The sequence below is a fragment of the Faecalimonas sp. LCP19S3_D12 genome (assembly GCF_052121495.1).
Taxonomy (GTDB): domain Bacteria; phylum Bacillota; class Clostridia; order Lachnospirales; family Lachnospiraceae; genus Faecalimonas.
The window spans coordinates 17,478-33,119 of the sequence record NZ_JBQKED010000040.1 but is presented as its reverse complement, the minus strand read 5'-3'; the positions used below and the strand labels follow the sequence as shown (position 1 = coordinate 33,119).

Genomic DNA, 15,642 nt, shown 5'->3' with positions numbered 1-15,642 from the left:
GTATAGAAGGTTTTTATATCTTCTAACGAGCGTCATCTTGTTCTCATGCCCGACTTTGTGCGGGCTATTTTCATTCATTGTTCCAACAAAAATCGGAATTTCCTATTATATGAAAAGAGAATTAGTGGAAAGCTACTTCGACTGGAATGAGATCAGGCTGGAGGCATATTTACGGATTGACCCGCAGCTGATTGAACTGGAAGGGGAATGCGAGAAAATGATGGATGAATTAAAGCCATACATTGAGAAATATGGTCATGAATTCTGGACGATCATTGACCGGATCGTATCAGCAAGACACGCAGTGGAAGCCTATATCAGCCGGGAAATGTATATCCGGGGATTTCTGGATTACGAACGTCTGGTATGTGAGATAGAAAGGGATGTATGAGTATGAAAGAGGAAGCATTAAAGGAATTTGTGGACAATATCATTCAGGAACGGATGCAGAGTGCATTCAGCCAGATGAAAGCCGGGAAAGAACCGGATGACGAGGATAATGTGGAACAAAAGTATGAGGAAGCGGTGGCATTGCTTCCAAAGGATAAACAACAGGCAGTCCAGGCATACTGCGATGCTATTTTTGACAGCGGTGCGTATGCTGAGCAGTTCTTTTATCGGTTGGGACTGAAGGATGGGATTCGGTTGTATAAGACAGTAAAAAGTATCATCAAGGGAATATCTTAAATGGATTGGAAAATGTTATTTAAAATTCACATGTGCTACCATAACTCGGAAAACATATGGAATAAGGAATTTTTTTGTGATATACTGTTCTAAAAATCGTTGTCTGGCGATTTGGTGAATCCCGATAGATTATTTTATAGGGAACAGAAACTTTGAATTTAGCATAGGGAGGAAATCAGTGTGCCACAGATGAATAAAGGCGGAAAGTTTATTTTCGGAAAATCACTCATCCGCGAAGATGGCGTAATTCAGTTTCCAGAGCAGGCGATTCGTGAATACGACATCACTGTGGAAGGACGAGTTTATCTATTTACAGGGAGCAAGAGTACAGGCGGATTTTGTGTTACACGAAAGGGTCTGCTTGAGCCGTCCAAGCTTGGTCACATATTAGTGGAAACTCCTGCGCTAAAGGATTACACTGCAAAGCAGGGAGAATTTGTCAAATATAAAGGGCGATCCTATTCGTGGGTGGATATCACTGACGATGGAAAAATCGTGTTGGCGAATGAGATGATGTCATTTCTAAAGATTGAACCGGGGATGAAACTCCTCTCCATTCGTAGCAGCGATATAGCTTTCACGATGGGGGCATACGGACGGTTGGTAGAGGAATCCATGAAACACGAAGATGAAATATCAGTGTTCTAAACAGGCAAATTTCAGTAATACGCTCTGTTGATGTGCTGATTTTTCTACGATATACTCCTTCAAAAAGGAGTGTGCTCTTATGGGTAGAGAAATTTATGACATCATCAATGACATGGCAGAAGTATTAAATGCATCGCAGATGCAGAAACTACAAGAGGTGTTGGTAAAACGGTTATCTGAAAATACTGTATCTGATTATTTGCAGACAACGAATGTGGAATTTCTAGATATGTTTATAACTGCAAAGCATTTAGAAGGGTGTTCTGACAAAACGATACGCTATTATAGGTGTAATATCGAAAAGATGTTGGATACAGTAAATATTCCGGTCATAAAGATAACGACCGAGATGCTACGAAAATATCTTGTAGAGTATCAAACGATAAATAATTGTGGAAAGGTAACTATTGATAATATTCGTAGAAGCTTTTCCACATTTTTTTCGTGGCTAGAGGAAGAGGATTATATTATAAAAAGCCCAATGAAAAGAATTCATAAGGTAAAGACTGCCGTTATTGTAAAAGATACCATTCCAGATGAGAAAATAGAAATTCTTAGAGATAATTGTAATAATCTGCGTGATAGGGCAATGATTGATTTCCTGCTTTCAACAGGAATTAGAGTAGGCGAATTGGTAAGGCTGAACATTGATGATATAGATTTCTCTGAGCGGGAATGCGTGGTTTATGGCAAAGGAGAAAAAGAGAGGAAAGCATATTTTGATGCTAAGACCAAAATTCATTTGTTGAATTATGTTGAATCAAGGACAGATAATAATATTGCGTTATTTGTGTCGTTAAACAAACCACACAGTAGACTTACTGAAAGCGGTGTGGAGTTACGATTACGAGAAATGGGGAAGAAGTTAGGTGTAGAAAAGGTGCATCCACATAAGTTTAGAAGGACTATGGCAACTAGAGCAATTGAGAAAGGTATGCCGATTGAGCAGGTGCAGAAGATTCTTGGGCATGAGCAGATTGATACAACTCTCAGATATGCTATGGTTAATCAAAACAATGTGAAATTGTCTCATAGAAAATATATATCATAAAAGTGCGTGTAATGACAATGTATTGACGCATAGTGAAAGAAGTGTTATGATGTAGAAAAAGTGGAGGTATGTCTTATGGATACAAATTTGAATGTTGCTATTGCACCAAAGGATTCAACGTTTCAAGTAAGAATAAATTCAGAAATCAAAAGAGCGGTTGAGGATATTTATGCAAAAACCGGAATGACATTGACGGATGCATTTAATACCTTTATACAGCAATCTCTAAATGTTGAAGGTCTTCCTTTTATTGTTACCAAGAATAGCAAAGAAGCGTTGAGGGAACAGGCGGTTGCTATGCTGATGCTTGATTTGAAGCGAGCAGAGGAGCGAGCTGAAATTGAAGGTTGGATTGATGCAGATGATTTGGAACGGGAATTGGGGATAATTGATTGAAAAAGATAAAATATACTCCTGATGCAGCGGATAAACTACGTGCATTAAAATCGGCAATATCCAGGGAATATGGCGAGGATAAAGCAAAGAAAATTATCAAAAGTATAACAGATACAATAAGAGGGCTTTGTGATTATGAAGAAAAGGGTCCTGAGGTATCGAAAATGTTTGATGTGGTGTCAGATTATCGGTACATATTTGTGTCTAGAAATTATGTGTTTTATAGGATAGAAGATAAATGCATTCGAATAATCAATCTTTATCATGAGAAAGAGGATTTTATGTGGCAGTTGTTTGGAATTGATACTACACCTCAAGATACGATAGATTATTGGGATGAATAGAACAGAAGATTTGAATTTGTTTTGCTAATGCAAAAAAATTTGACTTAAATACAGATGTTGTGGTATAATGGAAACACAATATTTGTATGCTTACAAACGGGTTTATAGTGTTGCAAATCTATATTTTTAGGAGGATAAACGATGAATCATTTACCTTTACATGTGCGTGTTCCAATCGAGGGAAATAATCCGAGTATTACTCGTTTGGAAGAAAAATGTATTAAATGTGGAATGTGTAAGGACGTATGTACAAATGCCATAGGTGTGCATGGTACATATACATTTGAGCAGACTTGTGGAGAGGCTGTGTGTATAAATTGCGGACAGTGTACAAATGTCTGTCCTGTAGACAGTATTATGGAAAAGTATGAATATTTGGATGTAAAGAGAGAGGTTCAGAATTCGGAAAAGATTGTCATTGTAAGTACGTCACCATCCGTACGAGCTGCGCTGGGGGAAGAATTCGGTATGCTTGATGGCAGCTTTGTACAAGGGAAAATGGTTTCGTTGCTTAGAAAATTAGGCGTAAATTATGTCCTTGATACCTGTTTTGCAGCTGACCTTACTATTGTTGAGGAAGCTAGTGAGCTTATTGAGAGAATGACCAAAAAAAACGCTCCCTTACCTCAGTTTACCAGTTGTTGTCCTGCATGGGTTAAGTATGTGGAAACATATTATCCGGAAATGATTCCGAATCTTTCATCAGCGAAAAGCCCTATCGGAATGCAGGGACCTACAATTAAGACCTATTTTGCTGAGAAGAAGGGTATAGATCCAAAATCAATTGTAAATGTGGCACTTACTCCATGTACTGCAAAGAAATTTGAAATTCGCAGAGATGAGATGAACGCTTCTGCTCATTATCTTGGTGTAGAGGGGATGCGTGACATGGATTACGTGATCACGACCAGAGAGCTTGCAAAGTGGGCAAAAGAGGAAGGGATTGATTTTGCCAGTCTTGAAGATGGTGAATATGACAATTTTATGGGAGATGCATCTGGAGCTGGTATTATTTTCGGCAATACCGGAGGTGTTATGGAAGCTGCTCTCAGAACTGCTTACGAATTTATTACAAAAGAAAAATCACCGGAACAGTTATTCAACCTTACACCTGTAAGGGGATATGAAGGCGTCAAAGAAGCTACTTTAAAGGTTGGCGATTTAGATGTGAATATCGCTGTAGTATATGGTACAGCCAATGCCGGGAAAGTAATTGAGGGCATCAAGCAGGGAGAAAAACAGTATCATTTTGTGGAAGTTATGACTTGCCCGGGCGGATGTATCGGTGGAGGCGGCCAACCAAAGGATATCATGAAGGATAAGGACGAGGTACGTAAAGCGAGAATTGCAAGTCTCTATACAAGGGATGAGGCGATGACACTCAGACGGAGTCATGAGAATCCGGAGATTATTCATCTTTATGAGGAGTTTTATGGAAAGCCGTTAAGTGAATTGGCAGAAAAGATGTTACACACTTCTTATGAAGATAAGAGTGAAATATTAAATCGAAAAGGAGATATAAAAATGAGTAAATGGGTATGTAGTATTTGTGGTTATGTGCATGAAGGAGAGGCAGCACCGGAGCAGTGTCCATTATGTAAGCAGCCTGCATCTGTTTTCAAGAAGGTGGAAGAGTCGCCTGTAAAGAGTAAGTATGCTGGAACAAAGACAGAGAAGAATCTTTGGGAAGCGTTCGCAGGGGAATCTCAGGCCAGAAATAAATACACTTATTTTGCTTCAGTAGCAAAGAAGGCCGGATATGAGCAAATTGCAGCATTATTCCTGCAGACAGCTGACAATGAGAAGGAGCATGCAAAACTCTGGTTTAAGGCGCTTGGTGAACTTGGAGATACCGCAGAAAATCTTCTTCACGCTGCAGAAGGCGAAAATGCAGAATGGACAGATATGTATGCTAGAATGGCTAATGAAGCGGAAGAAGAAGGTTTCCCGGAATTAGCCGCTCAGTTCAGAGGTGTTGCTGCGATTGAAAAACTTCATGAAGAAAGATATCGCGCACTTCTTAAGAATGTTGAAACTATGGAAGTGTTTAAGAAGAGTGGCATTACAATGTGGGAATGTCGCAATTGCGGACATCTTGTAGTTAGTGCAGAAGCTCCTGAAAAATGCCCTGTATGTAATCATCCTCAGGCTTACTTTGAGGTAAGAAAAGAGAACTATTAAGATACCGTATTTATTTGAACAAAGACTATTTACAGTGTACAAAAATGTAAATTTACAAAACAGTTAGACATATTCCAATTTGTTGAACTGAATAGCATATACTGACCGATAGGAGCAAGGTTGAAACCCACCTTGCTCCTATTCGTTTGTCAATGAGCATTCATACAAAATGAATAAAAAGGTCAGTTATACATACCAATACTTATCTCGGACAGAGACTAAAATAAAGGAGTGTGTTCGTATGATATATAATATTATTCAATCAGTGACAGAAAAATTATCCTCTTTGCCTTATATAGAAGGCATCGTATTAAGGCAACCTCTTTTGAGGAGTTGTTCGAAAAGACCAAGGCGCTTCCTTGGGAGCGGTATATCCCGGAAAACGGTAAGTTCTGGGTGACGAAGGCGAACTCCGTAAAGAGTAAGCTGTTCAGCCCGTCGGATATCCAGCGTATTATGAAAAAAGCCATGGTAGAGCGCATGAAGCAAAGCTACAAGAAGGAATGGTTCCCGGAGGACGGAGCACCGTTCCTGATTCGTGTGTCTATCATGAAGGACGAGGTGGCAGTGGGACTGGACACCTCCGGTGAGTCCCTGCATAAGAGAGGCTATCGTAAGCTCAGCTCCAAGGCACCGATTACGGAGACCTTGGCAGCGGTGCTGATTTTGTTGACACCGTGGAGAGAAGACCGCATTTTAGTAGATCCGTTCTGCGGCAGCGGTAACATCCCGATTGAGGCGGCCATGATCGGGGCAAATATCGCACCGGGCATGAATCGTGAGTTTTGTCCGAGGATTGGACGCATCTTGTGCCGAAGAAGCTTTGGTACGATGCGATAAATGAGGCAGAGGATTTGATTAAGCGGGATGTGTCTATGCAGATTCAGGGCTATGACATTGACGGTGATATGATAAAGGCGGCACGCCAGAACGCGGAGGATGCGGGAGTGCTGGATTATATTCATTTCCAGCAGCGTCCGGTGAGTCAGTTAAGCCATGCGAAAAAGTACGGTTTTGTCATTACGAACCCGCCGTACGGCGAGCGTCTGGAGGAGAAAAGGGCTCTGCCTGGCCTGTATCAGGAGTTCGGAAAGGCCTTTGCGGGATTAGATAGCTGGTCCTGTTACATGATTACCTCCTACGAGGAGGTCCAGAAGTATTTCGGTCGTCAGGCGGACAAGAACCGCAAGATTTACAACGGTATGTTAAAGACCTATTTCTATCAGTTTATGGGACTGCGCCCGCCGAAGAAAAAGCCGGAGCAGTAGGACTAATTAAAAGAGGATTTAGTTATGGAACAGAGTAAAAAACGCCGGCTCAATTTCGGTATGGCCGGTGTGATTTGGGCGCTGGCATGGCCTACCATGTTAGAGCAGCTCATGCAGACTGCCGTGCAATATATCGACACTGCTATGGTAGGTAGTCTGGGAACCCAGGCTACGGCAGCGGTAGGCGCCACCACCACGTTGAACTGGCTGGTGGGTAGTACCATCTCTGCAGTGGGCGTGGGATTTTTGGCGTTTATTGCAAAGGCGCTGGGAGCCGGAGAAAAAGACTCTGCTAAGCGGGCCGCTTCTCAGGCGGTGCTTTCCGTGCTGGCGGTAGGTATCGTGGTTACGGTGATAACGGTAGGCTTGTCCGGACAGATTCCGAAATGGATGCAAGTGGATGAAGGAATCCGGGATTTGGCAGGACAGTATTTCCTGATTTTATATTTGCCGATGTTATTCCGGACAGCCAGTACCATTTTCGGTACGGTGCTCCGGGCGGCGGGAGATACGAAATCACCGATGAAAATCGGTGTGGTGGTGAATCTTGTCAATGTGGTATTGAATTTTTTACTGATTTATCCCACCAGAGAGCTTACGGTATTTTCCTTTACATTTACCATGTGGGGCGCGGACCTTGGCGTGATCGGTGCGGCGGTGGCCAGTGCCATTGCTTATATCGTAGGAGGTATATTAATTACGATTGTACTTTGGCGGCACCCGTCGGTGTCTCCGAAGGGACAGTCCTTAAAGCCGGATATGAAGATTATAAAGCCTTGTCTGCGGGTGGCCATGCCGAATATGCTGCAGCGCTTCGGGACATCCCTGGGCTATGTGGCATTTGCGTCTATGATAAATGCTTTGGGGGATGTGTCCACGGCGGCACATACCATTGCCAATACGGTGGAATCCGCCTTTTACATTCCGGGCTACGGTATGCAAACGGCGGCAGCAACCTTGGCGGGCAATGCCTATGGAGCCAACGATGAAAAGCGCCTGAAAGAGCTGGCACGGATGTTCTTCCCGATTGAAATTGCTTTAATGATATTCTCGGGAGCTGCGTTATTCTTTGCGGCACCGGCGCTGGTAAGTATCTTTTCTGATTCGGAGGAGGTCATTCGCCTCGGAACCACAGTGCTTCGGATGGTGGCGGTATCGGAACCGTTCTTCGGCTTCTCCATTATTATGGAGGGCATGATGCAGGGCGTGGGCGAGACGAAGCGGCCGTTTGTATACAACATCGTCGGCATGTGGCTGGTGCACATCGTAGGAACCTTTATTTGTACGAGCTTCTTTGATTTGGGGCTGGTGGCAGCCTGGGCGTGCATGATTGCGCACAATCTGTTCCTGTTTGTGCTGTTTTTGATTTGCTATGCAAAGGGACGGTGGAATCCGTTCCAGAAGGTACGGGAAGCGTAAGGATGGATGGAATGCTTTACGGAAGTGTTGCCGGGAACTAAATATAAATGTGTTGGAGGACTCTCGGTTTTTGGGAGTCCTCCCCTTAAATTAAGAGGAGGATTGTTTGGAGAGTTTCCTGTATCATAAAGGGCAAGAAGTCTTCTTAATGTTGGAAAAAGTAAATTTGATGGCGCGTCGGATTTGCGAAGGATAAAAAGGAGAGCATAGAATGAATAAAACAATTACAAAGAATCTCAGAAAGCTGAGACAGGGAAAACGGTTGACTCAGGAGTATGTGGCGGAACGTTTGGGTGTAAGTGCCAAGGCTGTTTCGCGTTGGGAGAAGGGTGTTTCCCAAACTAAAGGATATTGAGGAACAACCTGTGTTTACCTGTTTGCAAATAAAAGAATATTACTATTAGGTTAAGAGATACTACATAAACGTGTTGGTATCTCTTTTTCGTTAATGCAACACAGTAAATTATTTCATTTTCCTAATTATTTTAGACTGATAAGTAACTTTTTAAACGAAGAAAAGAAATGACAATGCTTAAAGGAGCATGGTATAATAAAAATAGAATTTCATTAAGGAGGAAAAATAGAATGTTTAATCTAATAGAAATGTTATTTCCTATAATGTTTATACTGATTTTTACAATAATTGTTTTCACTTTTGTAAAAGGAATAGCTACTTGGTTTAAAAACAATAATTCTCCTCGCTTAACTGTGTCAGCAAGAATAGTAGCAAAACGTCAGAATACCACGCATAACAATCAACCAAACGCTGGTGATATATCAGGAGCACATGGATTTCATACAATTTCCAGCACCTCGTATTATGTGACATTTCAAGTAGATAGTGGTGATAGAATGGAGCTGTCTGTATCAGGCTCAGAGTACGGAGTGCTTGCAGAGGGAGATAAAGGACAGCTGACATTCCAAGGCACAAGATATTTAACATTTGATAGGGAAAATTGAATCTAGAGGTGCATTATGAATAAGTTTTTGAATAAGATAAGGAGTATAGAGAATGAAATACCCATTACTAGGAAAATTATAAATACAATACTTATACTGTGTTTTGGAATAGTTTTAGGAACTTTTGCAAAATTTTTAGATACTACAGCAAGCAATACTTTACCATTTATATTTGAATATTTAGATATTAGTAATTTTTTGGGTCGTTTTGCTATATGGTTATTGATTGCTTTGTACATTGCAATTTATAGTCATTCTTCCATAAGAGCATCATTAAATGTGTTAGTATTTTTCATTGGAATGGTTTCAAGTTATTACCTATATTCATATTTTGTTGCTGGATTTTTTCCAAAAAATTATGCAATGATTTGGCTTGGTTTTACTGCCATTTCTCCATTGTTAGCTTTTGTTTGTTGGTACGCTAAGGGGAAAAGCAAAATATCTTTTATACTTTCAGTAATAATAATTGCAATTTTATTTAATTTTACATTTATTTATGGTTGGATTTATTTTGATGTGTATTCAATTTTAGAAGTGATAGTCTTTGGTGGTGCATTAATAGCTTTAAAACGTAACACCTTTAGGGAGACAACGTATATGATATTGAGTGCAGTTGTTATTGCTGTTATACTTAATATGTTAGTTCCATTTCATTTTGGTTAGGCAGATTTTAAGATTATAGATAGAATATAAATTTCACGAACCGCCGAAGTGATCCGCCAGCGGTGGCGGTCGTAAGACATATCGCCACGCCAGCTTGCTGGCGAGAGGGCGGTTCACTTTGGTGGTTGGGCGAGCGTTAGCGAGCCGTTCAAAGCCCCCGTTATCTAACAAGGGGGGCACAAAAAACAAGAAACACTATACACTAACAAGCGGAAAACGCTGTATTTATAAGGCAAAACTGCATTTTTACAGTAGTGATATAAATTGTACCTATATCACTATGAAAATTGAATAGTAAATATGAGAAAGACAGTTGATTTCAAAAAATAAGAAATTGATTGTCGTTTTCTTTTGCAGAAATTTAAGTGCAGGCAATTATCAATTATGGTAGCTGTCGTAATTGCTGTCAGCTCAGTGTTTAACACTGATGGTGTGAAAGATTTACGGTTGTAGATGTTCAATAAGATTATTGGTGCTTAATTATTTTTTATTGTAGTGCTGATATGAGAATGTTATAATTGGGATATAAAACATACAAATAAATTTGCTGAAAAATGAGGTATCAAAATATGGAAAATGAATTACTGGAAAACTTAGGAAGACTTCACACAACTGAACTTGGCGTTATTAGAATTAAAAAGAACTTATCTTTGAATGTAGAAAATGTAATTGAATGGTGCAAAGAAAAAATTAGCCTTTCTAATGCGGAAATCACAAGAAAAGGAAAAAACTGGTATATAACGATTGATAATTGTATTATAACGGTAAATGCGTACAGTTATACCGTTATCACTGCTCACAAGGTAAAATGATAAATTTTTCTATAAAGGAATTAAACGCATTTGCAGTTATTGGGCAAGAAGTAGAACTGACTAATTATCAAAAAAAGAATATTCAGATTAGTACACAGTTTTGGAGAAAGTTTAACAGTAGTTTGAAAAAAGCGTATCTTTCACAATCGGGAAATTGGGTAAAATATGCTTTTATGGAAAGAAGAAATGGAAAACTTTATTATTTCTGTTCTATTCCCCAAAGAACCATTACCCCAGAGGGCTTTCTGTATAAAGAAATACCGTCTTATAAATATTTGGTTGTGGAGCATATTGGTGCTATGGATAAAATATATGAAACTTATGGCAAGATTTATCAAGAAATTATTCCTAGTACATCGTATATTCCTATAAAAGATATTATCCTACACTTTGAAAAATACGATTATCGTTTTCATTGGAATAGTGATAATTCAGTTATTGAAATTTGGATACCTATTCAAGATTAGAAACAATTTTATATCCATACACACAAAGCAGTTAGTCTTAGGATTGACTGCTTTTTCTATACAGATTTTTAATGACAGGCAATTATCAATTATGGTAGTTGTCTTTTTTGATTGGAGGAATTGAAGAATGAATGATAAGAACTTTATAGAAGAATTAAGACAAAAGCGTGAGGAATACGGAGTAACACAAACAAGGCTTGCTGTTGCCTGTGGTATCAGCCGTGAATATTACAACCGCATTGAAAAAGGGAAACAGCCATTGAATGACGAATTAAGAGAAGTCATAGAAAAACAGATTGAGCGTTTCAATCCGCAAGAACCACTATTCTTATTGATTGATTACTTTCGTGTCCGCTTTCCTAGTACGGACGCATTGGCGATTATCTGTGATGTATTACAACTGAAATCTGATTATATGCTTTATGAAGATTATGGAAAATACGGATATGAAAGCAAATATGTACTTGGCGACATCAATATCATGTGTTCCATGCAGGAGCATTTAGGTGTTTTATTGGAACTGAAAGGCAAAGGCTGTCGGCAAATGGAATGTTATCTGCTGGCACAGGAACGCTCATGGTATGACTTCATGCTGGATTGTATGACGGCTGGTGGTGTGATGAAACGGCTTGATTTGGCTATCAATGACCGAGCAGGAATATTGGATATTCCAAAGTTAAAGGAAAAATACAAGGCTGGCGAATGTGTTTCCTATTTTCGTATGCAGAAAGATTACAGCGGTACAGAGAAATGCGGTAGCGATCTACCAAAGAATACAGGAGAAACCTTATATCTCGGTTCTACAAGTAGCGAATTATATATGTGTGCTTATCAGAAAAATTATGAGCAGTATGTCAAGAATGGCACAGAAATTGAAGATACGGAGATTAAGAACCGTTTTGAAATACGCATGAAGAATGAACGAGCCTATTATGCGGTTGTAGATTTACTGACCTATCGGGACGCTGAACGCACCGCTTTTTCTATCATCAATCATTATGTACGCTTTGTTGACAGAGAGGACGACAAGCCAAAAAGTCAATGGAAAACAAATGATGATTGGGCATGGTTTGTAGGGGAAAACAGAGAGCCGATACGCTTAACCACAAAGCCAGAGCCTTACACTTTACAAAAAGCGTTGCATTGGCTACAAAGACAAGTCGCACCAACCATAAAAATGGTACAGGCATTAGATAAAGAAAATCATACAACGATACTGAAAGATATGATTGAACAGGCAGAACTTAAAGACAAGCATAAACATTTATTACAATTAGAAAAATCGACCATAGAAGAACGAATAGATACCGCTGTTCCACAAGAGAATGACGGTATTTTTTAATGTAATTGAAAAATTTCAGATTTAGTCAGCAAAGAGCTGTTTTCATTCCCTATGTGAAGTGAAAGAAGAAAAATAAATTTTTTATCAAATCTGCAACAAAACGGCTACTTGCGTACAGATATGGTGCGAGAAAAGGAAATCTAAACTTTTTTTGAAAATAGGTCATTAAATCGGGTCTTGCTGTCCCTATATGATGTGAAAGGAGAAAAAAGTTTTGAAAAAATGACGGAAATTCGTGATTAGTGGACAGTGTTCTATGAAAAGAGGAAAAACATCATCATTTTGTATTCAAACAGGCATTAGCAGTTGAGTGTTGATGTGAAAAGATGAAAATACTTTGTTCTCAACTTAACAATTCATGGTTTCCGTTCCCTATATGGTGCAAAGAAAATATTTCATTCCATAGTTGGCAGTAACGGTGTTGTATGGGTAGTTAGGGTGTGAGAAGAAAAATAATCTTTTTCATCATCAACTTAGCAAAACGACAATTTCTGTCCCTATATGGTGTAAGAAAAGAAGTTAAAATTTTTCTATTTCAACTTAGCAAATGGACGTTTGCTATACAGATAGTGCTATACAGATAGTAATGAAAAAGGAGAAAATCAACCGTTGATTGCCAAAATGAACCGTTCCATTTGTACTAATAATGGAAAAAGTTTTGGATTTTGGTTACGTTTCTCCTCTTTTCCAACGCGATATATAGGAAAGACGATTTTCTTCTTTCAATCGTTCTTTGACAACTGAATAAAGCAATTCAATACGTTTGACAGACAGCGAGCCGTTGAAACAAATACGCCATGACCTTTCCCCTGCAAAAGCGAGCGAAAACCTATTGTGTTCCTGTAAAGGACTTGTCCTCTTTTATCGCCATGACCTGTCCTGTCAGATAATGATACTCCCGTACAGCCACAGCTTGAGCGTTCAGAGCGTCGCACGCAATGGGTACGGCTACATAAGAACTATGCAGAGGTGAAACTCCTGTGGGTTATGACAAAAGCCGTTGAATTGCTTACATAATATTTTTACAGAAAGGGGGTATGTGTTATTGCTGATACTGTAAAAACAATTCAAAAGAAAAATAACAAATGTGGCATTGGCAACAGAGGAAAGACAAAGATTGTTGTAAAAGAGCATTTTTCCGAAAAGGGAAAGACAATGGAAGAACTTTTAACTGATGTCATGCTGGAAAAAGCAAAGCAGACAATCGCATAAAATCGGTGCAGTTGTAAGAAATAGATTGAATGACAAAAAGTACCCGTGTTATACTTTACTTGCAAGCAGGTATTGTAAACACGGGTTAGTTATAAAGGAGGATAACTGACAATGAAACAACAGATTTACAATACTGCACTTTATCTTAGGTTAAGCCGAGATGATGAATTACAGGGCGAAAGTTCCAGCATTACTACACAAAGAAGTATGTTGCGTCTATATGCAAAAGAACATCATTTGAATGTCATTGATGAATATATTGATGACGGCTGGTCGGGGACAAATTTTGACAGACCGAGTTTTCAAAGAATGATTGAGGATATAGAGGCAGGAAAAATCAACTGTGTTGTAACGAAAGACCTTTCTCGTCTTGGCAGAAATTATATTATGACAGGACAATATACAGAATTGTATTTCCCTAGTCATAATGTCCGCTACATAGCGATTGATGACGGTGTAGACAGCGAAAAAGGCGAAAGTGAGATTGCACCATTTAAGAACATCATCAATGAATGGGTGGCAAGAGATACAAGCCGTAAAGTCAAATCAGCATTTAAGACAAAGTTTGCGGAGGGGGCTCATTACGGTGCTTATGCTCCGTTAGGATATAAGAAACACCCTGACATCAAAGGAAAACTGTTGATTGATGATGAAACAAAATGGATTATTGAAAAAATCTTTTCCCTAGCCTATCAAGGTTACGGAAGTGCAAAAATCACAAAGCAGTTAAGAGCAGAAAAAGTTCCGACAGCGTCATGGCTGAATTTTACAAGATACGGTACTTTTGCACATATCTTTGAGGGAAAACCCGAAAGTAAGCGTTATGAGTGGACGATTGCTCATGTCAAGGCGATATTGAAAAGTGAAGTCTATATCGGAAACAGTGTCCACAATATGCAGTCTACGGTATCGTTCAAGAGTAAAAAGAAAGTGCGTAAGCCCGAAAGTGAATGGTTTCGAGTAGAAAACACGCATGAGCCGATTATTGACAAGGAAGTGTTCTATCGTGTGCAGGAGCAGATAAAATCAAGACGCAGACAGACAAAAGAAAAGGCAACGCCGATATTTGCAGGGCTTGTCAAGTGTGCGGATTGTGGCTGGTCTATGAGATTGGGAACGAATAAGGCAAATAAAACGCCATACAGTTATTATGCTTGCAGTTACTACGGGCAGTTTGGCAAAGGTAATTGTTCTATGCACTACATTCGTTATGATGTGCTGTATCAAGCCGTATTGGAACGCTTGCAGTATTGGGCTAAGGCAGTACAGCAGGACGAAGAAAAAGTGTTGAATAAGATACAAAAGGCTGGCAATGCAGAGAGAATACGGGAAAAGAAGAAAAAGGCAAGTGCCTTGAAGAAAGCCGAGAACCGCCAAAATGAGATTGACCGTTTATTTGCGAAAATGTATGAAGATAGAGCCTGTGAGAAGATAACAGAGCGAAATTTTGTGATGTTGTCCAGCAAGTACCAAAAAGAACAGATAGAACTGGAACAGCAGATAACAAGCCTAAGAGAAGAACTAAGTAAAATGGAACAGGATATGATAGGTGCTGAAAAGTGGATTGAGTTAATCAAGGAATATTCCGTACCAAAGGAACTGACAGCACCGTTATTAAATGCAATGATAGAAAAAATCCTCATACATGAAGCAACAACGAATGAGGATAACGAAAGAATACAGGAAATTGAGATATATTACCGATTTATCGGAAAAGTTGAGTAATCAACAAGAGTAATATTTTTAACTAAGGGAAACCGGAATGTCGGTTCCTGACTCTGATATACTGATTTCCATATTAGAGGTTCTAGAAACCCCTGTTAGTATTTTACTTGGAGAAACTGTTGTTGAAACTAAGGCCAGTGATTTAGAAGTAATTTCAGAAAAACTGGAGATTATAAATTTACAACTCGCACAAAAGAAGATTGTAAGACGAAAAATTATTCAAGGATTACTTATTACATTGTGTGCAGTTATAGTAATAATTTCGGCGGTCTTAATTGAATTAAACAGCCCCTATCTAAATTGGAATTATAATGACCCGGAAACAGCTGTTTTGGGAGTTGGATTTCATGTATTTGAATGGTTGTTTTTCAGGTTAGCGCCGATAGTCTTTGTTGGAGCAGTTGCTGGAATTTTCCTGACACGGAAGAAAATGTAAAACTCCGTTTAAAGGAGAAGTCAAGAAGTAT

16 protein-coding genes and 1 pseudogene are annotated in these 15,642 nt (G+C 39.3%); all 17 read left to right on the top strand.

Annotated elements, in window-relative coordinates; genetic code table 11:
• On the top strand, window positions 1–391 hold a 391-nt coding region (locus tag ACTQXY_RS12045; protein WP_441659654.1), incomplete at its 5' end, for a hypothetical protein.
• Complete coding sequence (locus ACTQXY_RS12040) at window positions 388–687, top strand: hypothetical protein (RefSeq protein ID WP_441659653.1); 300 nt, start codon at window positions 388–390, stop codon at window positions 685–687. The genes ACTQXY_RS12045 and ACTQXY_RS12040, both read left to right, overlap by 4 nt.
• 189 nt (window positions 688–876) lie before the next feature.
• A complete protein-coding gene (locus ACTQXY_RS12035; protein WP_441659655.1) occupies window positions 877–1,335 on the top strand; it encodes a hypothetical protein in 459 nt (152 codons plus the stop codon).
• A 79-nt stretch (window positions 1,336–1,414) separates the two neighbouring features.
• The gene (xerA, locus tag ACTQXY_RS12030; RefSeq protein WP_441659652.1) at window positions 1,415–2,386 is read left to right on the top strand and encodes a site-specific tyrosine recombinase/integron integrase; all 972 of its coding nucleotides are present in this window, start codon (window positions 1,415–1,417) and stop codon (window positions 2,384–2,386) included.
• A gap of 75 nt (window positions 2,387–2,461) precedes the next feature.
• Entirely contained in the window at window positions 2,462–2,782 is a 321-nt protein-coding gene (locus ACTQXY_RS12025) for a type II toxin-antitoxin system RelB/DinJ family antitoxin (RefSeq protein WP_178032861.1), read from the top strand.
• Window positions 2,779–3,126 carry a type II toxin-antitoxin system RelE/ParE family toxin gene (locus ACTQXY_RS12020; protein WP_441659651.1) on the top strand — a complete coding sequence of 116 codons (348 nt, stop codon included), beginning with the start codon at window positions 2,779–2,781 and terminating at the stop codon, window positions 3,124–3,126. Before ACTQXY_RS12025 ends, ACTQXY_RS12020 begins: the two co-directional genes overlap by 4 nt.
• 141 nt (window positions 3,127–3,267) lie before the next feature.
• Complete coding sequence (gene rbr / locus ACTQXY_RS12015; protein WP_441659650.1) at window positions 3,268–5,307, top strand: rubrerythrin; 2,040 nt, start codon at window positions 3,268–3,270, stop codon at window positions 5,305–5,307.
• A gap of 312 nt (window positions 5,308–5,619) precedes the next feature.
• A pseudogene (locus ACTQXY_RS12010) lies at window positions 5,620–6,575 on the top strand (THUMP domain-containing class I SAM-dependent RNA methyltransferase); the annotation flags it as partial.
• A gap of 24 nt (window positions 6,576–6,599) precedes the next feature.
• The gene (locus tag ACTQXY_RS12005; RefSeq protein ID WP_441659649.1) at window positions 6,600–7,994 is read left to right on the top strand and encodes an MATE family efflux transporter; all 1,395 of its coding nucleotides are present in this window, start codon (window positions 6,600–6,602) and stop codon (window positions 7,992–7,994) included.
• 211 nt (window positions 7,995–8,205) lie between these two features.
• Window positions 8,206–8,349: a helix-turn-helix domain-containing protein gene (locus tag ACTQXY_RS12000; protein WP_441659648.1), complete on the top strand. Its 144-nt coding sequence runs from the start codon at window positions 8,206–8,208 to the stop codon at window positions 8,347–8,349.
• A gap of 230 nt (window positions 8,350–8,579) precedes the next feature.
• Window positions 8,580–8,954: a DUF2500 domain-containing protein gene (locus ACTQXY_RS11995; RefSeq protein WP_117493891.1), complete on the top strand. Its 375-nt coding sequence runs from the start codon at window positions 8,580–8,582 to the stop codon at window positions 8,952–8,954.
• A gap of 15 nt (window positions 8,955–8,969) precedes the next feature.
• Window positions 8,970–9,617, top strand: a complete 648-nt coding sequence (locus ACTQXY_RS11990; protein WP_117493890.1) for a hypothetical protein — start codon at window positions 8,970–8,972, stop codon at window positions 9,615–9,617.
• A 569-nt stretch (window positions 9,618–10,186) separates the two neighbouring features.
• Window positions 10,187–10,429 carry a DUF3781 domain-containing protein gene (locus ACTQXY_RS11985; RefSeq protein ID WP_002303262.1) on the top strand — a complete coding sequence of 81 codons (243 nt, stop codon included), beginning with the start codon at window positions 10,187–10,189 and terminating at the stop codon, window positions 10,427–10,429.
• A complete protein-coding gene (locus ACTQXY_RS11980) occupies window positions 10,426–10,896 on the top strand; it encodes a GyrI-like domain-containing protein (protein WP_003066134.1) in 471 nt (156 codons plus the stop codon). Before ACTQXY_RS11985 ends, ACTQXY_RS11980 begins: the two co-directional genes overlap by 4 nt.
• Before the next feature lie 127 nt (window positions 10,897–11,023).
• Window positions 11,024–12,238, top strand: coding sequence for an XRE family transcriptional regulator (locus tag ACTQXY_RS11975; protein ID WP_117493888.1), 1,215 nt, complete (start codon window positions 11,024–11,026; stop codon window positions 12,236–12,238).
• Between the two features lie 1,323 nt (window positions 12,239–13,561).
• On the top strand, window positions 13,562–15,175 hold the full coding sequence (locus ACTQXY_RS11970) for a recombinase family protein (RefSeq protein ID WP_441659647.1): 1,614 nt from the start codon (window positions 13,562–13,564) through the stop codon (window positions 15,173–15,175).
• Between the two features lie 37 nt (window positions 15,176–15,212).
• A complete protein-coding gene (locus ACTQXY_RS11965; protein ID WP_441659646.1) occupies window positions 15,213–15,611 on the top strand; it encodes an XRE family transcriptional regulator in 399 nt (132 codons plus the stop codon).
• Window positions 15,612–15,642: the final 31 nt, after the last annotated feature.